We start from the raw sequence: 23,334 nt of genomic DNA, 5'->3' as shown, positions 1-23,334 counted from the left end.
TTTTAAAAACGCTAATTTAATAATTTTGTTATGCGCATTAAATATCATAACAGATGAAAAATTTTATATTATTTCTTTTAACACTCTTGAGCATGCCCAATCTTGCCCAAGATAAATCAGTTTCCACAAATTTAGCCTATCCAGATTTAATTCCGGTACTCATAGGTGACAGCTTATATGGTTACTGTGACAAAGCGCTAAACGTGAAGATAAATGCACTTTTTGAAAAAGCTGAGCTGTTCGAAGCTGATTATAACTTTCAGCTTTTCCATGTGAATAATCCGGAGATCATTAAATTTGGAACAAAAGACTTCGCCTGGGTGCAATTCAGTGGCGAACGCTACCGCATTGACAAATCAGGCGCAAGAGTATATAAGTACAACGCTGCCGATTTTAAAACGGGTGAAACAACAATTTATCTATACAAAAATTCAACAGTTCATATGAGCAACAGCATAGATCAAAACACGCTCTTACAGGAAATCAAAGATAGCCATACCGGAAAAATAATATTTCCAGAGGAGCGCTCCATACAGGAGTTTCGCGAAAAAAATAAGGATCTGATTGAAGAAGGGGTTAAATTAGTTTTTCGTCCCAACAGAAAAAAAATACCTTATACAGATTTTACCAATGAACAGACGCTCCTGAAAGGAATAAAAAATGGTGAAACAAATCAGATTCTCATCAAAGCAAAGTATGCGAACATCGAGGAACTTTATAATAACCCATCAGGAGATCAGGAATATCCTCTTTTTATCGGCTACCGTGGCGACTTAGATAAAGAAATATATGTAGGCCTGAATGGAACGGAGTATTACATTCAAGACTAGCATAAAAATCATCAATTTCAAAGTTACTATCCACTAAAAAATGCTATTCATGCGATCATTTCACTAACTTTGTCCATCGGCTTGACCAGGCATTAAAAACTAACAGCCGCTCCTGATGGTAGAAAAACTCCTCTTCGAAATGAATAACTATGCTGCGCTTAGCCCAGCTACGACAGAAGTTTTGAAAACCATCTGCCAGGTAAAACAGTTCAAAAAAAATGAGCTCATTCTGCGCGCCGGAGAGTATGCGAAATACTATTATTTTGTATGTAAGGGACTATTGGGCTATTATAAACCTGATGCTGATGGCAATATCATCTACAAACTGTTTTTCGAAGAAAATAGCTTTTGCGCTTCCACTGCCGCAATCATCGAAGAAAAACCCAGTACATTCAATATTATTGCACTTGAAGATGTGGAGCTGATCCAGTATTCGGCTAAAGCTTTCCGCGAACTTATCATGATCCGTCACGATTTAGCGCTCTTTCAGATTGCCTATCTCGAAAAGAACTGGGTCGTAAAAAAAGAACCGCTCGAAATCGGTCTCAAATGGGAGTCCGCCAAAGAGCGTTACCTGCAGCTCTATCAAAATCAAGCTCTTTTCAAAAGGCTCAAACAGCACCATATCGCTTCTTATCTCGGCGTAACCCCAACGCAGCTGAGTCGCATCCGTAAAGAATTAAAATCATAATTCCATCAACATTTGTACATGTTTTTGAATAATATACTTTGGAATTTTGTACCATAAAGACAAATTCTTAAGATATGAAAACAATACTCACCATCCTATTTTACGCCCTTATCCTACCGCTCGCTGCGCAACAGGTTATCAGGACAAAAGTCCATAGTGACAAAATGAACAAAAATATCGAAACCATTATAATTACACCCGACATGCAAAAGGGAATCAATTATAAAACGGTTTATATTCTTCATGGCTATAGTGGCACCCCCAATCGTACAGTGCAAAACGACATTCCGGACTTAGTACAAAAAGCAGAAACATGTCAGACTATATATATCCTCCCCAATGGAAATTTCAATTCTTGGTATGTAGATAGCCCTGTAGACCCTGGCTCACAATACACAACTTTTATCGGTGCCGAACTGGTAAACTACATCGATCAGCACTACCCTACCTTACAGCATAGAAGTGCTCGCGGAATACTCGGCTGGAGCATGGGTGGTTATGGGGCGCTTCACATCGGCATAGCTTATCCGCAGACTTTTTCAATCGTCGGAAGCTCATGTGGTGCCATAGACTTCGATCGCTTCGGAAAAGGATACCAAGGCTATCAGGTAGATAAAGTACTCGGAGATTTAAAAGATCTAAACGACAGCGAACGGATTTATAGCAATGAAGATAGGATGATGCAAAATAAGCAGCACTATATTATCGATTGTGGAACGGAGGACCAGCAAATGCTGGACATGAACCGAACATTTCACAAGCATCTAACCGACAAAAACATCGAGCACCTTTATATGGAATCAAAGGGAGGACATGATACAGCTTACTGGAGCAAATCATTATCACAGCAATTGGCTTTATTTCAAAACTATTTTCAAAATGAAGGATTATAAATCAACACTCTATGTTGCCGCTGGCGCTTGTAGCTACGGACTCCTCGCAACAATTGTAAAATATGCCAACCATTTGGGCATACATACCAGCTTGTTGACCTTTTTGCAGTTTATGTTTGGTTTTCTCTTTTTGCTTCTATTTAATCTACTAACAAAACGAAATGCCGAAGAAAAAAGAACGGTCAAATTTGCTGCTAAGTTTAAGCTGATGGCATGGGGTACTTCATTAGGTCTGACCACAACTCTCTATTACCTCTCCATTCAATACATACCTGTATCAGTGGCCATCATCCTATTGATGCAGTCCATTTGGATCAGTTTGGTTGCGGAAGCATTGCTCTTGAAAAAGTTTCCATCCCTGGGCAAGATTGCAGGAGTTCTCATTGTTTTGTTGGGCACAGCCTTAGCAAGCAATCTATTTAAAAACGACAATAATTTTGATTATAGAGGGATCTTGCTAGGTTTCGGAGCAGGAATAAGTTACGCCATGGCAATTTATGCTTCAAGTTCTGTAGAGAAACAATTACTAAGTCCTGTACGCAGCCAGTTCTTGGTCCTCGGCGGACTGCTGCTCATTGTGGCTTTTTGGAATATTGATATTATTCGGCACATGCAAATTCATGCCTTAGCTTGGGGATTACTGATTGCGATTTTCGGAACGATCCTTCCCCCTTTGCTATTCACAAAAGGGATCCCAAAAACTGGAATAGCAATGGGAAATATTTTATCAAGTCTAGAGATTCCCATTTCAACACTTTCTGCTATGCTGATCTTGCAGGAATCCGTTTCAGGATTCCAATGGCTTGGCATACTCTTTATTTTAATGGCTGTCGTTATAATTAACGCAGGTAAGGCCAAATAGTTAACCATTTCTTACACTTATGGTATTCCTATACAATTAAAACAGGCACCAGATCAGTACTCCTACCATGCCTCTACCATAGCCTTTCTTCGCTTTTTTCCCTAGTAATCTTCTGGTTAACACCTAGTGTTTACCTATCGAACTAGAACTTAGGTCGGTAAACACTAGGTATCAGCAAAGTAAAACCCAAAAGCAAGGCATAAACAGGACATAAGCAAGTCAATGTCTCTGAATGGCTTCAACTGAATCTAAAACTATCAAATTTTGAATTTATTGACCTAAGCTTGTTTTCTTCATATTGTCTCTGAGTATATTTTCCTTATCGGCATTCCAATATTTACAATTTAGCGCAAGATCTTTGTATAGAACTGGTTTAATATGCGATTGTGCTTCTAACTGCACTCAGATTGAAGTTCCTCTTTCTAACCAACCGCTTTATTTACGTCAGGCATTGGTTCATTAAATGACTGGCAGCCTATAAATAAAATAGAAACAGCAAATAAAAAATAACTTATTCGTTTCATGATACAATCTGGATTGAAAATTCTTCCCCTTTTTTAATTAGCGCCGCAGTTTTAAGAACAATGTTGACCTTCCCATCCATCAAAAGAATTTTTTTTACTGAGCAATCTTTTTGATCCAATCTAATCACGATATTTTCAGTAGAGAACTGAGATTTTCCGGGCACATTCAGCGAGATTTCGGCCAGTTCCAATTGTCCTTTTTCAAGTTTAAGTGCAGCCGTAAATTTAGTACCTGAGAATTGCTGAGAAAAGCTCCCCCAGCCTTCTGCAGCTGTAAATGCAGCCTTAAAATTCTGAGGATTGATTTTGGGATCAAAACCGATTTGTTTTTTGGGCCCATGGTAACTAAATCCACAGGCATTGATAAACGTTCCATAACTTGCCATAGCCCTTGCATAATGATCACTACATTCGATCTCATTGAACGGATTACGTTTCGACGCATGATATCTATCATTAATTTTCCGGGTAAGAATTAGCCCTTCATCCACCATACCTTCTGCAATCATGTGGGCAGCTACCTGATGTTCAAAACCGCTCATACATTCATGGAAATAGCCTAATTGCCAGGTTTCATTCTCTCCATAAGCATTTTTCTCATTCTTAGGGTTGGTATTCATAACCATTCCCCCGTCTCCGGCAAGCGCATATGGCCTTCCTTGCAGATGTGTTTTTATATAAGGGCCAACATCTGGAGTGAAATTGTAATTCCAAAGGGCGCGAAGGGCATACATTGTTTTTTCTTTAGAATTTACCCGAGGCAGTCCGACCTGGAAAGTCCATGCCTGTCCATACACCTGATCAATGTGGCAGGTATTGTATGAACCCAATTTCTTTCTGCCGAATTCCTTGTTTGGCCGATGGATGTAGTATTCGCCATTAAACAACTGCTGATCCATATTTTTAGTCCCTTTATTAAAATATTCGGCACAAACTTTTTGAAAAGCTTTATCGCCTACTTCTTCCGCCATGCGTTCTCCTGCTTTAACAGCCGCCAAACAAAGACCAACTATCCAGGCAATTTCTCCTTCCCAAATGGCATCCAGCGTGTTTTCCATTGGTGTATCTGTCATTCCATCACCATTCTTGTCCTGATTCAGAATAAACTGAGTCGCTTTTTTTATAGCAGGCCAGTTTCTTTTCAAGAAGAGGCTGTCTGTGTTTGTTTGATGATCACGATAGGTTCTTAGAATCACACCGGCCTGACCATCAATTGCGGGTCTAGTCTCATATTCTGCCCTGAATATTATTGCTCCAGAATCTTTTACAAACCCCACTCCATAATCCGTCGTTTCGCGGAGGTTTCTTTCTAATCCCGGAAAAATTCTGCCCATAGCTTGACCATACTGCCAGACATGGGTACAGGTTCCGGCACAGGCCCCCACGCCTTCCCAGCTCCAGAATCGACCTGTTGCAAATCGCATTGTATTTGCTGTTGCCAGAGTTCCGATATTAACAAAGGTTCTATCAATAAACCAGTATGGTAATGTTGTATCATTCCAGGTTCTCACCCAATTCAAAGTATCATTATCCAATTGAGGTTTATTCATTGAATAATATTTCAATACGTCGGCAGCATCTTTGTACTTCCTTCCAAACCAGTAGCCCTCTTTGGCATCTGATAGATGTTTTTTCAATTCTGGATGTGGATTGTTGAAAAACCACGATATAGCATAGTGAAATTTCCGCGAAGCCGAACGCCCAACCCTTTGACTCGAACTTATTGCTGCAACCTGCATTTTGTCAAAATCATCTACAGATTTCTCCTCGGTACTGGCCAAATTATCCGGATTGATAGGCCATTCTGGAATACTTGTAACAAGTTTGACATCCGGGTCATGACATACAAAAGCCATATTGCCAGAATCTCCTTCAGACACAAAATTCGAAGGTACTTGTTCACAAGTAAATTGAACTATTTTGTGTGCAGTGAATGATCTATCCAATGACGCTATTTTCGTTGTGCCTTTTAAATCCTTCCGTCCTTTGTGAACACCATTTTCCATCCATCCAATCAACTCCACGTCCAGATCTTCATTGGATTTATTTTTCACCTCAATTTGAAAAGAGGTCAATGGTAAAGATGAATTATCTTCATCCAAGGGAATAAATGGGGAAAAAGCAGTTAATGTCACTTCTATCGGAAACGATTCACTGCTATAAACAACTTTACAACTTGGATAAGAAGGTTCAAAGGTTACCTCATCCCAATCGTTTTCATTCAATTCTTTTTGAAAGAGCTTTCCCGATTTTCTCATAACAACCTTAAACCCCTGTTCAAATTTACGTAGATTATCTGCAATGGCTGGTTCGACATAGGCAGATCCATCTCTTGGTCTTACCTTAACCATTTCCTTTCCATTATCCCACTGCACAATTTTGGTTTCTATACCCTCTTTCAATCCATCGTAGGCATCATTGAAGATCTGCCACAACCACAATCTGCCATCGCCGCCAATGTATACAGTACCGGCATGCAGTCCACCAACTGGCATCCCAATATATTTCAGTTCGTTCCTACTTTTTCTATATTGAATTTTATCTCCCTTCTGGTAGAGTGATTTTATCCATTCAGCAGGATATCCTTTGTCCAATGGAATATTGTGAAGGGGCTGTTCCCAGGCAAACATTGTGTTTGACCAGACGGGGTAATTAGCCACTAATACACCTAATCCCAGTAGGCCCGATTTCTTCAAAAAATTTCTTCTGTCCATTTTCTCCGTTTATATACATTTTACCAGCCCGCATCTTGAGGCAACAATTTTTGGCTTTTGTCTATGGCTTATTGTGGTATTAGCCAAAGGTAATGTTTACTTTTATCGAACACCCAAATAATCTGTAAGTTTTGCTTCAAATAAATTATACTAATTTACCATGTCAGACGATTTAATTTTTATCTAAAGAAATTTTGTTAAGGGGGGTTTTATTTCTATAGACAGATCTATGAGAGTTGGTTTGATACTATTTTTCTGTATGGAAAGCAATTCAGCTCTTTTTTGAGACTAGTTCGGTTCATATTCGAAAATGCTTTGCAAGCTGGAGTGCTGCGTACCTCATCGGAGCAAGATAACACTCAGGAAAAAGCCTGATAGTTTCGAAGGAAACAGGTGAATCAAACCCTTTTTCATATCATTTAGGCCCTTTTTCATATCGAAATGTCCTCTTATCTTCTCTATATTTGGCCTCTATTTACTAGGATTTAAAAACTCAATTGGTATTAATTATCGCTCGCTTTATAAGATAGCTGAAGCAATCATGAGCAAAATTTAAGTCATATGGAAAAAATTACAGACCATGCTCTAGCGAATCTAATTTCAAATAGAATCACAGAACTGATTGATTTAACTGAGCTTCCATTGGAGGGCATAGCCAATTTCACAGGCATCTCCTATTCAACATTACGCAGTGTTTACAGAAAATCCCGATCTCTTTCTCTCGATACTTTCGCACGCCTATGTACCCCATTTTCTATACAGCTTACAGATTTCTTTAACCCACAAAGAAAACTGTCTGTCGCTGCCAAAGACCTATCTGAATTGATTGCTTTTAAGTCAGCATTTTTCCAGAAACTGGAACAGCAGCAACCTTTGCACAAAGCTATTTCAAGATCTGAAGGAACCAATACTGAGAATAGACAGCAACGGGAATTCATTTTGCAACTGATCCAAACCTCCGGCTACTTTTCTACAGCACGAACCATAGATCAAATGGTCGTCGATTTCGAACAGGTATATCATATCAAATTCAGTCCAGACCGACTCAGTGCATTACTTAAAAAATATATTGGTCTCGAACTCTTAGAGAAAAAAGTCGTTCCTAAGACAGAACGTAAGCCCGGCGATCCACGCAGGCCATATTTCTATTATAGAAATGAAAAATTGGATCTTTAGTCCGATAGTCAACGGCGGAAGTTTATGGGTCTAAGACTCTAAAGAGAGGCTGTCCCTGTTAGAGACTCCTGGAAATATTATTTCAAGTCTGGAGATTCTCATTTCAACACTTTCCGCGATGCTGATCTTGCAGGAAGTCGTTTGGGGATTCCAATGCCTTGGCATACTCTTTATCTTAATGGCTGTCGTTATCATTAATGCCGGTAAGCCCCATTAGCTAACCATTTCTTAAACTTACGGTATTCCCATCCGATTAAAACAAAAACCGGGATCAGTGTTGCTGCCATGTGGAGAATTTCAAATAGACTGGCTACTTGTCCGGCTTGGATAAGGACAGAAAGAAACCATAAACTGCTTGCAGCGGGCAATAAAACAAAAGATAGCAACAGCGCAATCCGATTATTTCTGAATCTCCTATTTAAATTCAGAAAAATTGTCAACGTACCCACCGCAATACAGAGTGTCACAAAAGAAAGCAGCAATTCGGTAAAAAAAGGCATATAACAACGTGCCTTTTTTGCGGCCTCATTATTTGCCTGAAGTATTCCTGTAAGCACAAAGGTCGCCAATACTGCAAGCCCAGTAATTCTCAAAAAAATAAAACTCAGCTTTCTTTTCATTACCGCAATATTTTCAATACCAATAGCTAATCCACATTGCCATTACTAGCCTTTATTGTGGTCCGCCAGCCGAACAGGTTCCCAATAATATACTGAAACTAATAACAATATTTCTCATCATATCTAGATCCATTTAACCGTTAAACTGGCGATCGTCTATTTAAAGTTGCTAATTAATTCTTTAAAAATAAATGTTAAAGCCATATTAGACGAAGCCTTAATGATATTAGAAGTTGGCCTGTCAATATTCGCAAACAAGCGGTATCTCTTATTTTTTTTATTTTTTTACTAAGGTTTCCTTCCAATACCGCGTATCTATCTAAAATTATATACCATGAGATTGACTGATCCTATCAAACAACTAATCCTAAAGTACATTGGCGACAATTTATCTTCCGATGAAAAGGCCGATTTAAAACTATGGTTGGATGAATCAGCACAACATCGTATTTTTTTCGAGGAGCTTTTGAAGCGGGATGATTTAATAAATGACCTGAATCAATGGGGTGCACTCCAGGAATCCGACCCTATGGATTGGAATGAAAGATTGAAAACAAAGACACTCGAAACCATTCGGGCTACCGCAGTTAAGCCATCGCCTATCCGGAGCATAAAGCATCTTATTCCCTATGCGGCGGCTCTACTGTGTATAGGCTTAGGAAGTTTGATCTATATCGCCATCAACAGACAAACTGCCCCTTTGGGCAATCGAATCGTCTTAAATGACGTGGAAGCACAGAGCAACCAGGCAGAAATACGGCTTTCGAACGGTAAAGTGCTCCAGGTATCGAGTCAGAAAGGGGCCTTGGTTTCTGGACATCATTTACAATATGAAGACGGGACTATGCTGCAAAGTGCCGCCTTAAACGGGAATATCACAGCGATGGTCAGCACACCCGCTGGAACTATGTTACAAATGATACTGGAAGATGGATCGCAGATCACACTCAATGCTAAAACAACACTAAAATACCCACTTCATTTTGCCAAAGATAAACGTGTTGTCGAGATTGATGGCGAAGCTTATTTTAAAATTGCAAAAAATAAAAAGGTTCCATTCCAGGTAGTTTCCAACGGACAGCTCATCGAAGTTACCGGTACTGAATTCAACGTAAACACCTATTCGAAATCCCAAAGTAGTACAACGCTTGTCGAGGGGAGTATCAATCTATCGGCGCAAGGGCAAACGTTACAGCTCAAGCCCAATCAGCAAGCAATATTAGCATCTGGTCAACTGTCTCAAAAAACAGTCGACCCCAATAATTACATCGCATGGCTCGACAATAAATTCTATTTCAATGAAACAGACCTTCGTACAGCCCTACAACTGATCGGCCAATGGTATGACCTCCAAATTATCTACAAACAACCGATAAAAGAAACACTATTATATGGCGAAATTCAACGTACGAAAAGTCTATCGGCAGTCCTAAAAATCTTGGAACGTAGCCATATTAAATTTGAATTGATCGAAGAAAATGGCATCCGTAAGCTCTTTGTTTCAAACTAACCAATTACCCATGAAATAACCCAAAAACAACAATTATGAGAAAACCAACTTGACGAAACAAGATGAGATGCAAAAAAGCCGATCAATGCTACGAACATTAACCGGCCATAATAGCGATCTCCATCTTTGACCGATTTACCCAATCAGTTTACAAATAGATTATATCCCTAATTCAACAAATTTATGAATTTTAAATTTCTTGTTCATAGAAATCGAATCACTGTGAACATACCCAAGCAATGGAAGACCAAAATGAAGCTGAGCGCATTTTTTACTCTTGCATGTGTTGTTAAGCTGTCTGCAGCCAGCTACGCACAATCCATCACGATTAACGCCAAAAAAATGTCTTTGGTGCAAGTACTACGTACCATCCAAAAACAGAGTGGTGTGCCCTTTCTATTGAATGGTAAAGAACTCGCTGAACTAAAAATTGAGGCGCAGGTTCGTAATATGCCTTTAGAAAAAGCTGTACAGATCCTCTTAAAAGACCAACCTGTGGATTGGAGTTTTCAGGACAATATGCTTGTCGTAACGAAGTTAAAAACAAACCACCTAACTTATGACCTTCCAAGTAATTACGTCTTAGTGCAACAAAACCGCACCATCAAGGGAAATATTCACGATAGCAAAGGAACCTCGCTCCAAGGTGCGACAATTATGATAAAAGGATCGACAAAGGCAACTACCACAGATGCAAGTGGTAACTTTCAGATTGAAGCAAATAATAACGCCGTACTCGTGATTAAAATGATCGGCTACCAAACCAAGGAAATCCCATTGGCCAACCAGCTTTACCTGAATATTGAACTTAGCCAACAGATCGACGCACTGGAAGAAGTTGTCGTCGTTGGCTACGGTACGACAAAAAAGAAAGAATTAATTGGTTCGGTTTCCCAAGTTGATGGAAAGCAACTAGCCAAACGATCCGTTCCTCAGCTTGCTCAAGCCCTTACGGGTCAAATGCCGGGCGTGACCGTCATACAACGATCTGGCCAACCTGGAGCAGCAAACAATACCATACAGATCCGTGGCGTGGGATCATTCGGTGCAAGTACCGACGCACTTATTTTAGTTGACGGTATACCCACCAATTCCTTCAATGATATCGATCCAAATGATGTTGCATCGATCTCGGTACTGAAAGACGCCTCTTCGGCAGCCATATACGGAGCTAGAGCCGCAAATGGTGTCATTTTGGTTACAACAAAAACCGGGGCAACAGGTGGAAAATTAGCGGTCAATTACAATGGTTATTATGGGATTCAAAAACCAACAGCCTTCCCCGAATTTGTCAACTCTTGGGAGTACGCTTCTTTACTCAACGAAACCACAAGTGGTGGCGGTGGTTACACGGCCGAAGAAATCCAAAAATTTAAGGATGGCTCTGATCCTGACAATTATCCAAATGCCAATTATATGGCAAGCTCATTTAAGTCCCAAGCAGCACAAACGGGCCACAACTTAAATATATCCAATACCACAGATAAAATACAATACACCTTATCTGCTGGCTTTCTCAACCAAAAAGGTATTGTCATCAAAAACAATTTTGACAAATACAATATTCGCCTCAATCTCATATCAAACCTCAATGACAAGCTCAAGTTAACCACTAGAGTGGCAGCGATTCAAACGGACACGGATGAACCCGCAGCTCCGGCAACGCTTGACTTCTCCCGCATGACGGATATTATTTCCCAGGTGATTCGCTACCCCGCCATATATCCGATACGCCTGAGCAATGGCGACTGGGGCGCAGGAAATAACCTGAAAGGTACTCCCGTATCCTTCCTGGAGAGCGAATCCTTCTATAAAGAAAAAGTATCCAACATCGCAGGAAATGCAAGACTGGACTGGAAACCGATTTCAGATCTGACTTTATCCGCTATAGGAGGGTATACGCAAACGAATGGCCGTACAAAACTTTTCAGAGCTTCACAACGGATCAACAATTCCATTACGCTGGGACCTTCTAACCTCAATCAAACTGCTCCTTATGAAACGTATAAAACTTTTCAGGCATTAGCAGACTATAACAAAACAATCGGGGACCATTCCTTGAAAATATTGGGCGGTTATTCCTTCGAGAAAGGCTACAGTGAAGGTTTAAGCGCTTACCGGCAGAATTTCCCCAGCAATGATCTTACCGAGTTAAATGTAGGTTCACCAGATGGACAACAGAACTCCGGCACAGCCTCTGAGTGGGCATTGGAATCATTATTTGCCCGTGTACAATATAATTATGCCAAGAAATATCTTGTCGAAGGTGTTGTTCGCTACGATGGATCTTCCCGCTTTCCAACGAATAAAAAATATGCCACTTTTCCCTCAATTGCAGTAGGCTGGTTACTGAGTGAAGAATCGTTCATCAAAGACCACTATAGTTGGATTGACGAATTGAAAATCAAAGGATCTTATGGGGTTCTCGGTAACCAAAATATTGTCGGCAATGTCCAACAGCGTGTTGTCTCTAACTACCCATATCAGGATGTTTTAAATCCGGGTTATAATTACCCCTTTGGAAACACGATCTCTCCAGGCGTAGCTCGAACCACAATTGTTGACCCTACGCTACGCTGGGAATCGACCAGAACGGCAGATGCAGGCCTGGAAGTAGCTTTATTTAAAAATTTACTAACATTCAGCAGTACCTATTACAATCGGTTCACCTACGACATCCTAGTGAGCCCAGGTTCTAGTGTTTCCAAAGTTTTGGGTTTTGAAGTAGGCGTACAAAACTCGGGGAAACTTAGAAATTCTGGTTGGGAATTCACCTTAGGACATCAAAAGAAGTTGAACGAATTTTCGTATAATGTGAATCTAAACTTCTCTACCGTCAAGAATAGAGTAGTTGATTTGGGTGTCGGTAATATCAACCAGCCAAATGGCTTAGTTGGAAATGGCTCCTCCTTATTTATTGGTTACCCAATCCAGGCTTACTATGGCTACCAAGCTGACGGCTTATTTATCGATGCTGCTGATATCGCAAGCTATGCTAATCAAACCAGCATCAATCCGAAGCCACAACCTGGTGATATTCGATACAAGGACATCAGTGGCCCCGACGGCGTGCCTGATGGAAAAGTAGACGCTACGTACGACCGAACTGTGATTGGATCACGTATTCCCAAATACACCTACGGGATGAATATCGGGATGAACTACAAAGGGTTTGACTTAGGAATACTTCTTCAAGGTGTAAGCGGTGTTAAAGGCTTATTGGACAATTATGCTGGATTTGCGTTGACACAAAACGGCAATATCCAACGCTGGCAAGCTGACGGCAGATGGACTGCTGCCAATCCCGATAGAAATGCCATATATCCAAGAATTGAACAATTGCCGAATACCGGGACACCCAATACTCTGCTATCAGACTACTGGTTACTGGATGCGAGCTATCTTCGTTTAAAAAACATCCAATTAGGCTATGCCATTCCTAAGCACATCCTTACAAAATGGAAATTATCTGGTCTAAGGGTCTACGCAAATGCCGAAAACCTATTTACCAAAAGCAACTATAGAAAAGGCTGGGATCCCGAAATCAATTCAAGTGGTGCCTACTACCCTATTATGCGCAATTTTACATTTGGGGTTAACCTAAGTTTCTAACCAATCGATAAAAAACCATGATACACATCGCATACAAACCTATAAAGTTGGCCTTATGCATTCTTTTTGCATCAAGCCTAAGCATCAGTTGCAAAAAGCAACTGGAAACCAATCCATTGGATAAATTTGCCAACGAAACCTTTTGGACCAGCGAAACGAATGCTCGATCAGCGCTGACAGGATTATACAAAGCGGAAATACAAATGAACTCCCTTGCCGAATTCAGCCCCACAGACTGGTGGTCCTATAACGGCCTGCTTTACCTGGAGTTTGCTTCGGACAATGCCTACGATAGACGTGGTGATAATTCGGTTTTCAATAAACTATCCGATGGCACACTAACGAACAATAACGGCAACTTAGACGCTTATTGGATGTATACCTACAAGAAAATCGCCCGTGTAAATTATTTTCTTGAAAATATTGATAAGACCCCTATTTCAGCAGAACTGTTGGCCCGTTTTAAAGCCGAAGCGCGGTTTATTCGTGCTTGCCAATATTTCTACCTTTCTCAATACTGGGGCGACGCTCCCTTAGTGAGCAAAACCTTGACGCCCAATGAGGCCAATCAAGTATCCAAGGCAAAAAAACAGGAACTGGTCACTTTTGTTGAACGTGAATTGCAGGAAGCCGCGAACGACCTACCGAGCTATGGCAAATTGACGACCGCAGAACGGGGCCGCGCAAGCAAACAGGCAGCCCTCGCTTTCCTGGGACGCATCCAACTGGCAGAAAAATCTTACGCCGACGCTATCAAAAGTTATGAGCAGATCATCAATGCCAATGAAAACAGCATTGATCCTAATTATTCAGGCTTATTTAATGGAACCAACGAAACGAGCAAAGAGATTATTTTTGCCACGCAGTATCTTGTTGATCTAGCTGGAAACGGTATGTTCCAACACAATTTTCCCGCAGTAGCTGGGGGTTGGCATCTCCACTGCCCACTTGGTAGCCTTGTAGAAAGCTATGGTTTCACCGATGGAACGGCATTTTCGTACGATGATGCGCGTTATAATGCGCAAGACATCAGCAAAAACCGAGACCCACGTCTAGCCTTCACGGTGATAACGAATGGAGACCGCTTTAAAAATTTAAAATACACCTCACATCCAGATTCAACACTGTCTATTGATCAATTGACAACAACAAAACAGGCAACACGTACGGGCTACGGATTACGCAAGTTCAACGACGAGGGTTTTAGTGGAAACTTACAAAACTCTGGAGCCGATGTTCCTATTGTACGCTACGCCGAAGTCCTCCTGAGCTACCTTGAAGCCAAACTCGAAAATGGCGATCCCATCACAAGTGAGCTATTGGACAAAACCATCAACGCTGTCAGAAAAAGAAGCAGCGTTAATATGCCAGCCATTAACGTCCAAAGCAGTACCACCTTGCGCACGACGTTACGCAACGAAAGACGTGTCGAACTCGCATTGGAAGGGCTCCGTTATTGGGATTTATTACGTTGGGGTATCGCAAAAGATGTACTGAAGGGTGATTTCTACGGGGCTCCATTCCCGAACGCAAAAAACCTTCGAATAAAATCCGGTGGAAGTAAAGATCCGTATAGCCGCTGGTACGTGACCAGCAAGTCTTTCCGAGCTGGCCAAGATGAACATTGGCCAATTCCGCAAAATGAAGTTAATATCAATCCAAATTTAAAATAGTATCTTGGGTATCGTCAATTGTCAAGCGATACCCTTTAAACAAAATTTAAAGTATATGAAGAAGCCACTATCCCTAGCGTTATTACTCTCCTCGAGCCTTTTCGTTACGCTACCCACCGTTAGTTTTGCCCAAAAGGCAAGTAAACCTAATGTCATCTATATTTATGCGGATGATCTTGGTTTTGGTGATTTAAGCAGCTATGGTGCCAAACAAATCGAAACACCCAATCTGGATAAGCTCGCCCGAAACGGCGTTCGATTTACCAATGCACATAGTACATCGGCAACTTGTACCCCTTCTCGTTTTGCATTGATGACTGGGACGTATCCATGGCGTCAGGAAGGGACAGGCATTCTGCCTGGCGATGCCAAGCTAATCGTTCCTACGGATAAAATTACATTACCCAAAGTATTTAAACATGCCGGCTATGCTACTGCAATTGTTGGAAAATGGCATATGGGACTTGGCAATCAGGTACAAAAAGACTGGAATGCCCCCATCAAACCCGGACCTAATGATGTAGGTTTTGATTATTCATTCATTTTCCCTGCAACAGCAGATCGCGTCCCAACGGTGTTCCTTGAAAATGATCAGGTCGTGGCTGCAGAAGCGAGCGATCCAATCCTGGTCGACTATGAAAAGAAAATCGGCAATGACCCTACGGGCAAAGAACACCCCGAACTGCTCAAAATGCATTCTTCACCTGGTCAGGGACACAATCAGACTATAGTCAACGGTATCGGAAGAATCGGTTATATGAGTGGAGGCACGCGTGCGCGATGGGTGGATGAAGAAGTCTCTACTACATTTCTTCACAAAGCCCAGGATTTTATCTCCACGCATCAAAACAAACCGTTCTTCCTGTACTTCTGCTTAATAGAACCGCACGTACCCCGTATGCCGGCAACACAATTTAAAGGGAAGAGCAAACTTGGTTATCGCGGCGATGCTATTCTGCAGTTAGATTGGACCGTCGGACAAATTCAACAGCAATTGCAACTTTTGGGACTTGACAAAAACACGATTATAATTTTCAGCAGCGACAACGGCCCCGTTCTCGACGATGGCTACATGGACGGCGCTGTGGCCCAACAAAATGGCCACTTACCTGCTGGTCCACTGCGCGGCGGTAAATATAGTATCTTCGAAGGTGGAACCCGGGTACCATTTATCGTCAGTGGTAAGGGTGTTGCACAGGGGAAAGTTTCCAATGCATTGATCAGCCAAATAGATCTCTTGGCAACAAGTGCCCAATTACTGGACATCCCACTAAAAACCGACGAAGCAAAAGACAGCAAGCCACTCTTGAAAACCTTAACAGGTCAAGATAATAAGGGCCGCACGAGTATGGTTCAGCATGCACAGACATTGGCTATCGTAAAGGACGACTGGAAATATATTGCGCCAAGTAAAGGTGCCCCCTACATGAAATTAACGGACACTGAAACAGGAAGCCTGCCTGAAGACCAATTGTATGATCTCAAAAACGATATCGGTGAAAAACACAATGTTGCTTCAAAATATCCCGAAAAGGTCATTGAACTCAAACAATTGTTGGAAGGAGAACGTCAAAAATGAAAATAAAAGTTGGACTTTCCCTCATCCTGCTCGGATGGGGGACCCTTTTTGCACAGCAAAAGAAAAAACAGCATAAACTCCCTAATATTATCTTCTTTTATGCAGACGATCTAGGATATGCCGAAACGGAGCCCTATGGACAGCGATTGATCAAAACACCCAATATCCAGCAACTGGCACATGAGGGTATGCGCTTTATAAATCATTATACAAGTACACCTGTATGTGCCCCAGCCCGATGCATGTTATTGACGGGCAAGCATGGCGGTCAATCTTACATCCGCGGAAATTATGAATTAGGCGGTTTCGCCGATAGCTTAGAGGCAGGTCAAATGCCTCTTCCCGAAGGAACCTATACCATGGCGCACCTATTTAAAAAAGCCGGCTATCAGACCGCGGCCATTGGAAAGTGGGGACTTGGCATGAATAATTCCACTGGAAGCCCCAACAAACAGGGATTTGATTATTTTTTTGGCTACCTGGACCAGAAACAGGCACACAATTACTACCCCAGCCATCTGTGGGAAAATGAAACAAAATATCCGCTTCAAAATAAGGAAAAATTCGTCCATACTCCTTTAGATTCCAGTAAGGCCACGGCAGAGGACTTTAAACAATTTGACGGTAAGGAATATGCACCTGAACTAATGACAGCGAAAGCGCTGGCTTTTATCGACAAAAACCGAAGTAATCCTTTTTTCTTATACCTTCCTTATACATTGCCGCACTTATCACTCCAAGTTCCCCAGGAATATGTGGATAAATATAAGAACCTCTTCCAGGACAAACCTTATTACGGACAGGACGGCTACACAGCAACCCCCTATCCAAGAGCAACCTATGCAGGTATGATCACCTATCTGGATGACCAGGTCGGTACGATTATGAAGCATATCAAATCATTGGGAATAGATGAAAACACCATTATTCTGTTTTCCAGTGACAACGGAACTGGCTTTAATGGTGGTATAGATTATCGCTTTTTCCGTAGTGTCGATTCGCTTAGAGGATTGAAAATGGATGTCTTTGAGGGCGGTATTAAAGTTCCGTTAATTGTCAAGTGGCCCAACCATATCAAAGCGAATTCCGAAACAGACTTGATTTCGGCTCAGTACGATCTCATGGCAACCTTCGCACAGCTGATTCAGCAGAATCCCGGGCACAGCAATGGTCTATCCTTACTCCCAACCTGGCTGGGGCAAAAGAATAAACAGGAACATCATCAGTATCTCTATTTTGAATACCCCGAAAAAGGTGGCCAGATCGCCATACGGGAAGGACATTGGAAAGCTGTAAAACTCGATTTAAAGAAGAATCCAAAAGCTAAATGGCAATTATACGATTTAACCACAGATCCTTGGGAAGAAAAAGATCTAGCAGCACAATATCCGCAATTGATGCAGCATTTTGATGAAATCGTCACCAAAGAACACCGACCTGCCCATATACAGGAATGGGAGATTGTAGCCAATAAGATGATTAAAAAATAAATCGATTATTTTTTAATCTCAAAAAACTTGGGTTGTTAGGATTGAATCCTGACAACCCAAGTTTTTTATGTAATTTAGCAAAGCGATTCATAGCAGGAGCCCCATGTGAATGTACCTATTGAATGACGTATAAACCATAGAGGAGTATAGCATAATCCGAAGGCAAACGTAAAAATGATCAATAACCAAGTATGCAGCAAAAAGAATCATACATCCATACGCTGAAAGAAGGTGATGAAACAGCTTTATGCTTTTTTATGGATCATTTTGGCCATTCATTGCGCTATTTTGCCTTTTCCTACCTCCGCAACAAAACCGATGCAGAAGAAATTGTCTCCGATGTTTTTGTAAAGCTCTGGAATAATAGACAAAAAGTGGAAAATTATGAAAGCCTTAAAGCCTTTCTTTTTATCGCGACTAAAAATGCCTGCATTGATATACAAAGAACAGCTCAATTCAAAATACGCAAAGAAGAGCTCGATATTCTCCAGCATATGTCAGTTCCGGAAGAAGATGTCCTCAAGAAAATATTCCGGACAGAACTCACCGAATTGCTGCTTGCTGAAATCAACTTGCTTCCCAGACAGCAAGCTCAGATCTGCAAGCTCAGCTTTTTGGATGGCTTGAATACCGAAGAAATTTGTGAAACATTAAGTACCACCGCATCGACCGTCTATTATGCAAGGTCTAAGGCATTATATGCATTAAAAGAACGATTCAAATCGAAAAAATTTGAATACCTCAGTATTCTTATGCTATCCGCATGGTATGCCTTCAAAGGATAATTACCTTTCCTAAATCTTCCACATCCGACCTTGGGATAGATCAATATACTATCCGCACGGCATACTTTCAAAGGTTAACCACCTTCAGGCAATACTCCCCATCCAACTTTGAGACAGATTAAAAAACACAAACAACTGTTTATCAGAAAACTAACCAGGTAATCATTTTAAAAAAATTGGAAACAAAAAAAGCTTAGCATTCGGTCGGGCGACCTGCTAAGCTTTTATAAATACCTCTTTGTAAGAGGCAATCAACCTAAACCTAGGACAAAGATAATGCTTCAAATGATATAAACAAAAATTTTGTTATATTTTTTTTCAACTCCCATAAATTTGTTTTAAGACAGCTATCACAAAAGGAATAGTAAGTGTACAATGTACACTACAATCTTTTTGCATTTTTCAACAGGCCATTTTTTGACTACCTCTATTCAAATACTCTATACTACCCTATTTAACTCTTGCATTAGTTATATTTATCAATGCGGCAGCTGCCATTCTCTTTTATTATTTTCTTTTCCTGAGAAAAGGAATGGCACCTATAAATTTGTCCCAACGGATGACCACAACGAGGAATTCACCTCTGAATGTCTCTTTGCCTACCCTACTTCCTGTGAACATGCGGACTAATTTCAGCTATTCCGAGCAGGCCTCTACAACAGCCGTATTTGTAGGATCTAAACATGGACATTTCAGTTAATTATTTAGTAACTTTGAATCAATCAAAAAAAAATAGCATGTTTACTGGAATCATAGAAACCTTAGGAAAAATAGAAAATATCGAACAGGAGAAAAGCAATATCCATTTTTACGTCAGTTCCCCTATTTCCAATGAACTCAAAATAGACCAAAGTGTAAGTCATAATGGAGTTTGCCTTACAGTTGTGGGATTGGACAATGACCTTCATAAAGTTACAGCAATTGATGAAACCTTGCAGAAGACAAATCTGGCTCAGTTAAAGGTAGGTGACTTGATCAATCTAGAGCGCTGCACACTGGCCGGTGGAAGATTTGACGGCCATATCGTTCAGGGTCATGTCGATCAGACCGCCCTTTGTATCCAAAAGAAAGACGAAAACGGGAGTTTTATTTTCACCTTCCAATACGATGTTTCCAAACAAAATATCACCGTAGAAAAAGGGTCCATTACTGTAAATGGCATTAGTTTGACGGTCGTAGACTCTAAAGACGATCAGTTTTCTGTCGCAATCATCCCTTATACGCTTGAGCACACCAACTTACAGCAGGTCGAAGTGGGCAGTACAGTCAACTTAGAGTTTGATATAATCGGGAAATATGTCACTAAAATTATGGCTTTGCGCGGTTAAGAAAATTCGGTAAGTTTCCTTTGGTCTAAGACTGACCAAAGGAAACTTATTTCAACGAGTATCCCCATCAAATTACTCTAAGTAATGGCCCTGGCGTATTAATAATGCCCGATATTTATTAAATACGCTCGATTTGGAAACAAAACCCATATATTTATTTTCATCGCCCAAAACCGGAAGTATCCAAGTGTCATCCTTATTCATTTTGGCCATCACAATCTCCATATTTTCATTGATTCCTACGGTATCATTTGGCTTCTGAGCTAATTTTTCAAAAGGAGTGTCTCCTCCATCTACTTCACCCAATAGGACAGAAAATAGGAACTCGCTATAGAGCAGCCCCATAAATTTGCCTTCGTAATCAACCACCGGAAAGATATTGCGTTTACTATGGATGATGTCCGTTTGCCGGTCTTTAGGTGTTTCATCGGGACGTAAGACTACAAAATTCGTTTCCAATACATATTTTATCCGCATCATGCTTAACACAGATCGATCCTTATCCTCATAAGAAATGAGATCTCCAGACTCTGCCAGTACCTTGGTATAAATTGAATGCTTTAAAACAGACCGATTGATCAGATAGGAAATTGAACAGACCAGCATCAATGGAACCATTAATGTGTAGCCTCCGGTCACTTCTGCGATCAAGAATATACCCGTCAATGGCGCATGCATAATACCGCTCAAAGCCCCGGCCATGCCCGCTACCACAAAATTTGGCACATTTAATTCGGCAATTCCGGTCAGGTTGACGCCATAAGAAAATGCAAAGCCCAACAGGCCGCCCATCACCAGGCTCGGACCAAAAACACCCCCATTGCCCCCGCCATTTAGCGTAAATAATGCCGCAAAGGATTTTCCGAATAACGTCAATATGGTATAGCCAAAGACTACTAATCCAATATCCTTATAGTCTGAAAACAAGCTATTCTTAACAATTGAATTAAACTGTCCATTGAGAATCTGCTGAATCGTAATGTAGCCCTCGCCATACAATGCCGGAAAGACAAAGATCATCAACCCTAAGGCGATACCGCTGACCCAGACTTTGTTATAGGGATTTTTAATTTTTGAAAACCATTTCCCGACACTTCTGGAAACACGGGCAAAGTAAATGGTATAAAGACCGATCAGTACCGCCAATAACAAATAGAACAATAATGCCGAAACCTGCCAATCGGAATTGAACGTACTGAATAGCGGTTCATTGTAAAGTACCCGCGACACCACTGAAGCCAAAGCCGATGAAATCAGTAAAGGGATAAACACCGGAATGGAAAACTCAGGCAGTAAGATCTCGATCGCAAAAATCATTCCCGCCAAAGGACTATTGAATGCTCCTGAAATTCCCGCCGCTGCCCCACAGGCCAATAACATCGTTACCTCTTTATACTGTAACCCAAAAAAACGGGCAATATTCGAACCTATGGAAGATCCTCCCAAAGCAACTGGAGCTTCAAGACCACAGGAACCACCAAACCCGACCGTAATGGCCGACGTCACCACCTGCGAATAGATATTGCTCGGATCCAAACGGCTTCCTTTCCGGCTGATGGCATAGATAATCGGTGTGATTCCATGCTCCATCTTCTTCCCTTTCAGAAACTTCCGGACAAAAAACACACTAAGCAAAATCCCAATTAAAGGAAATATCAAGTACACCGAGTATTTCACTTTCCAATCGATATCGTCCTGTATAGTTGCTGCAATAAAATGGGTTAGTCTTTTCAGGACAGATGCCATAATACCGCCAACAATTCCAACCAAAAACGCCAATAGGATGATAAAATTTCTATTCGAAACTTTCTTCATTCGCCATTGATTGATCTGATCTATTTTCCTAAAAAAACGTCCCTTGAGGTTTCTCATAACTTCTTATTGAAAGCTCAACACTTCCTTCTTCTTTTTTGTTTTGAATTTATCCGGTACTACAGCCAATATTTCTTTTTCCAACGCCTGAATCGCATGTCGCTTTACAAAATTCTGCGTCGTCACCAAGGAGATCTCCCGTACAGGTTCCGGTGATTTGAAATAACGGATCCTATCCAATTGTTCATCGGAATAATCCCAGATCGACAATTCAGGCAATATCGTAATGCCGTCGTTGATATCAACCATACGTTTCAGCGTTTCCACACTACCGGTATTATATTCAAATCGTCCTGTCAGATCCTGATTGTGTTTGTGATGACAGATATTGAGCACCTGACCGCGCATGCAATGTCCTTCATTGAGCAGCCAGAGTTTATCGTCCGCAATATCATCGCCACTAAGTACTTTTTTACTGAACAAAGGACTATTGGCAGAAATATAAGCGACAAAATTCTCATAGAACAGCGGAGATTCTAAGATGCCCGGATCATTTAGAGGTGTCGACAATACACCACAATCCAAAAGTCCGACCTTCAGTTCATGGACAATTCGCTCTGTCGTATACTCCCAGATCTGCAATTGCAACTTCGGATATTTTTCCATAAATGTGGTCAGTACATTTGGAAGTAAATATGGAGCGATCGTCGGAATAACCCCCACCTTTAGCGTCCCCTCAATCTCTCCCTTTTTATCCTGCACAATCTCATTGATCTTTCGGCTTTCCGTGAGAACCAATCGGGCCTGAAGAATAATTTTCTCGCCGATCTCTGTAGGAATGACAGGCTGACGGCTCCGATCGAAAATCTTTGCCCCTAAAAACTCTTCAAGTTTTTGTATTTGCATGCTCAACGTAGGTTGCGTGACAAAACATTTTTCAGCAGCTGCAACAAAACTTCGGTAGGTATCAACAGCTATAATATATTCCAATTGGATTAAGGTCATCTTACTATCTTTAAAGCACAAAATTACGAATCCTGTCGTAAACCCATGTTAAATCCTTTGATAATTTAAAAAGTCTGCATGGATATTTGGCTTGCGTATTATACAATAAATACCTTGCCAAAAAGCCACAGTCTATCCACTATTGTTACATTCGTTAGCATAAAAAGTCGATTTCATCAAAAACCTTTTCTTAAATTTGGAGATTTACAACAGTTGATAGTTAAAATCCT

16 protein-coding genes are annotated in these 23,334 nt (G+C 41.0%); 12 read left to right on the top strand and 4 right to left on the bottom strand.

The features are described from left to right. Positions 1-53: 53 nt before the first annotated feature. The 4 genes from AB1Z56_RS03495 (at position 54) to AB1Z56_RS03480 (ending at position 3,276) form a co-directional block, all read left to right on the top strand. Positions 54-830, top strand: a complete 777-nt coding sequence (locus AB1Z56_RS03495) for a hypothetical protein (RefSeq protein ID WP_426791089.1) — start codon at positions 54-56, stop codon at positions 828-830. Positions 831-945: 115 nt separating this feature from the next. After that, positions 946-1,521: a Crp/Fnr family transcriptional regulator gene (locus tag AB1Z56_RS03490; RefSeq protein ID WP_309361439.1), complete on the top strand. Its 576-nt coding sequence runs from the start codon at positions 946-948 to the stop codon at positions 1,519-1,521. A 74-nt stretch (positions 1,522-1,595) separates the two neighbouring features. Further along, complete coding sequence (locus AB1Z56_RS03485) at positions 1,596-2,414, top strand: alpha/beta hydrolase (protein ID WP_426791088.1); 819 nt, start codon at positions 1,596-1,598, stop codon at positions 2,412-2,414. Continuing rightward, positions 2,401-3,276, top strand: a complete 876-nt coding sequence (locus tag AB1Z56_RS03480) for an EamA family transporter (protein ID WP_426791087.1) — start codon at positions 2,401-2,403, stop codon at positions 3,274-3,276. Before AB1Z56_RS03485 ends, AB1Z56_RS03480 begins: the two co-directional genes overlap by 14 nt. 520 nt (positions 3,277-3,796) lie before the next feature. On the opposite strand, the gene AB1Z56_RS03475 is transcribed toward AB1Z56_RS03480, so the two are convergent. Then, positions 3,797-6,514: a GH116 family glycosyl hydrolase gene (locus tag AB1Z56_RS03475; RefSeq protein ID WP_426791086.1), complete on the bottom strand. Its 2,718-nt coding sequence runs from the start codon at positions 6,512-6,514 to the stop codon at positions 3,797-3,799. 561 nt (positions 6,515-7,075) lie between these two features. On the opposite strand from AB1Z56_RS03475, the gene AB1Z56_RS03470 reads away from it, so the two are divergent. Next, positions 7,076-7,690 (top strand): hypothetical protein, encoded by a 615-nt coding sequence (locus AB1Z56_RS03470; RefSeq protein WP_426791085.1) that lies wholly within the window; start codon positions 7,076-7,078, stop codon positions 7,688-7,690. 194 nt (positions 7,691-7,884) lie between these two features. Here AB1Z56_RS03470 and AB1Z56_RS03465 read toward each other — a convergent pair whose 3' ends face one another. Continuing rightward, positions 7,885-8,310 carry a hypothetical protein gene (locus AB1Z56_RS03465; RefSeq protein ID WP_426791084.1) on the bottom strand — a complete coding sequence of 142 codons (426 nt, stop codon included), beginning with the start codon at positions 8,308-8,310 and terminating at the stop codon, positions 7,885-7,887. A 334-nt stretch (positions 8,311-8,644) separates the two neighbouring features. On the opposite strand from AB1Z56_RS03465, the gene AB1Z56_RS03460 reads away from it, so the two are divergent. The 7 genes from AB1Z56_RS03460 to AB1Z56_RS03430 all read left to right on the top strand — a co-directional run bounded on the left by AB1Z56_RS03460 (position 8,645) and on the right by AB1Z56_RS03430 (position 20,287). Beyond that, positions 8,645-9,820: a FecR family protein gene (locus AB1Z56_RS03460; protein ID WP_309361450.1), complete on the top strand. Its 1,176-nt coding sequence runs from the start codon at positions 8,645-8,647 to the stop codon at positions 9,818-9,820. A gap of 183 nt (positions 9,821-10,003) precedes the next feature. Further along, positions 10,004-13,432 (top strand): SusC/RagA family TonB-linked outer membrane protein, encoded by a 3,429-nt coding sequence (locus AB1Z56_RS03455; RefSeq protein ID WP_426791083.1) that lies wholly within the window; start codon positions 10,004-10,006, stop codon positions 13,430-13,432. Positions 13,433-13,449: 17 nt separating this feature from the next. After that, the gene (locus AB1Z56_RS03450) at positions 13,450-15,105 is read left to right on the top strand and encodes a RagB/SusD family nutrient uptake outer membrane protein (protein ID WP_426791082.1); all 1,656 of its coding nucleotides are present in this window, start codon (positions 13,450-13,452) and stop codon (positions 15,103-15,105) included. A 55-nt stretch (positions 15,106-15,160) separates the two neighbouring features. Then, positions 15,161-16,684, top strand: a complete 1,524-nt coding sequence (locus AB1Z56_RS03445; RefSeq protein ID WP_426791081.1) for a sulfatase-like hydrolase/transferase — start codon at positions 15,161-15,163, stop codon at positions 16,682-16,684. Then, a complete protein-coding gene (locus tag AB1Z56_RS03440) occupies positions 16,681-18,174 on the top strand; it encodes an arylsulfatase (RefSeq protein ID WP_309361458.1) in 1,494 nt (497 codons plus the stop codon). The genes AB1Z56_RS03445 and AB1Z56_RS03440 overlap by 4 nt, the downstream gene beginning before the upstream one ends. A 191-nt stretch (positions 18,175-18,365) precedes the next feature. After that, positions 18,366-18,959, top strand: coding sequence for an RNA polymerase sigma factor (locus tag AB1Z56_RS03435; RefSeq protein ID WP_313265834.1), 594 nt, complete (start codon positions 18,366-18,368; stop codon positions 18,957-18,959). Between the two features lie 737 nt (positions 18,960-19,696). Further along, a complete protein-coding gene (locus AB1Z56_RS03430; protein WP_426791080.1) occupies positions 19,697-20,287 on the top strand; it encodes a riboflavin synthase in 591 nt (196 codons plus the stop codon). A 72-nt stretch (positions 20,288-20,359) separates the two neighbouring features. On the opposite strand, the gene AB1Z56_RS03425 is transcribed toward AB1Z56_RS03430, so the two are convergent. Then, a complete protein-coding gene (locus AB1Z56_RS03425) occupies positions 20,360-22,159 on the bottom strand; it encodes a chloride channel protein (RefSeq protein ID WP_309361463.1) in 1,800 nt (599 codons plus the stop codon). A 6-nt stretch (positions 22,160-22,165) separates the two neighbouring features. Further along, entirely contained in the window at positions 22,166-23,104 is a 939-nt protein-coding gene (locus AB1Z56_RS03420) for a LysR substrate-binding domain-containing protein (protein ID WP_426791079.1), read from the bottom strand. Positions 23,105-23,334: the final 230 nt, after the last annotated feature.

It is taken from the genome of Sphingobacterium sp. WOUb80, from assembly GCF_050058145.1.
Lineage (GTDB): Bacteria > Bacteroidota > Bacteroidia > Sphingobacteriales > Sphingobacteriaceae > Sphingobacterium.
Note: the sequence above shows the minus strand (reverse complement) of the source record. Positions and strands in the feature narration are given on the sequence as shown.

Excerpts from the sequence above, each read along its gene's own strand:
- AB1Z56_RS03485 (WP_426791088.1), top strand. The coding sequence starts at position 1,596 with ATGAAAACAATACTCACCATCCTATTTTACGCCCTTATCCTACCGCTC.
- AB1Z56_RS03455 (WP_426791083.1), top strand. The coding sequence starts at position 10,004 with ATGAATTTTAAATTTCTTGTTCATAGAAATCGAATCACTGTGAACATA.
- AB1Z56_RS03445 (WP_426791081.1), top strand. The coding sequence starts at position 15,161 with ATGAAGAAGCCACTATCCCTAGCGTTATTACTCTCCTCGAGCCTTTTC.
- AB1Z56_RS03465 (WP_426791084.1), bottom strand. The coding sequence starts at position 8,310 with ATGAAAAGAAAGCTGAGTTTTATTTTTTTGAGAATTACTGGGCTTGCA.
- AB1Z56_RS03480 (WP_426791087.1), top strand. The coding sequence starts at position 2,401 with ATGAAGGATTATAAATCAACACTCTATGTTGCCGCTGGCGCTTGTAGC.
- AB1Z56_RS03430 (WP_426791080.1), top strand. The coding sequence starts at position 19,697 with ATGTTTACTGGAATCATAGAAACCTTAGGAAAAATAGAAAATATCGAA.
- AB1Z56_RS03450 (WP_426791082.1), top strand. The coding sequence starts at position 13,450 with ATGATACACATCGCATACAAACCTATAAAGTTGGCCTTATGCATTCTT.
- AB1Z56_RS03460 (WP_309361450.1), top strand. The coding sequence starts at position 8,645 with ATGAGATTGACTGATCCTATCAAACAACTAATCCTAAAGTACATTGGC.
- AB1Z56_RS03495 (WP_426791089.1), top strand. The coding sequence starts at position 54 with ATGAAAAATTTTATATTATTTCTTTTAACACTCTTGAGCATGCCCAAT.
- AB1Z56_RS03435 (WP_313265834.1), top strand. The coding sequence starts at position 18,366 with ATGCAGCAAAAAGAATCATACATCCATACGCTGAAAGAAGGTGATGAA.
- AB1Z56_RS03470 (WP_426791085.1), top strand. The coding sequence starts at position 7,076 with ATGGAAAAAATTACAGACCATGCTCTAGCGAATCTAATTTCAAATAGA.
- AB1Z56_RS03490 (WP_309361439.1), top strand. The coding sequence starts at position 946 with ATGGTAGAAAAACTCCTCTTCGAAATGAATAACTATGCTGCGCTTAGC.
- AB1Z56_RS03425 (WP_309361463.1), bottom strand. The coding sequence starts at position 22,159 with ATGAGAAACCTCAAGGGACGTTTTTTTAGGAAAATAGATCAGATCAAT.
- AB1Z56_RS03440 (WP_309361458.1), top strand. The coding sequence starts at position 16,681 with ATGAAAATAAAAGTTGGACTTTCCCTCATCCTGCTCGGATGGGGGACC.
- AB1Z56_RS03475 (WP_426791086.1), bottom strand. The coding sequence starts at position 6,514 with ATGGACAGAAGAAATTTTTTGAAGAAATCGGGCCTACTGGGATTAGGT.
- AB1Z56_RS03420 (WP_426791079.1), bottom strand. The coding sequence starts at position 23,104 with ATGACCTTAATCCAATTGGAATATATTATAGCTGTTGATACCTACCGA.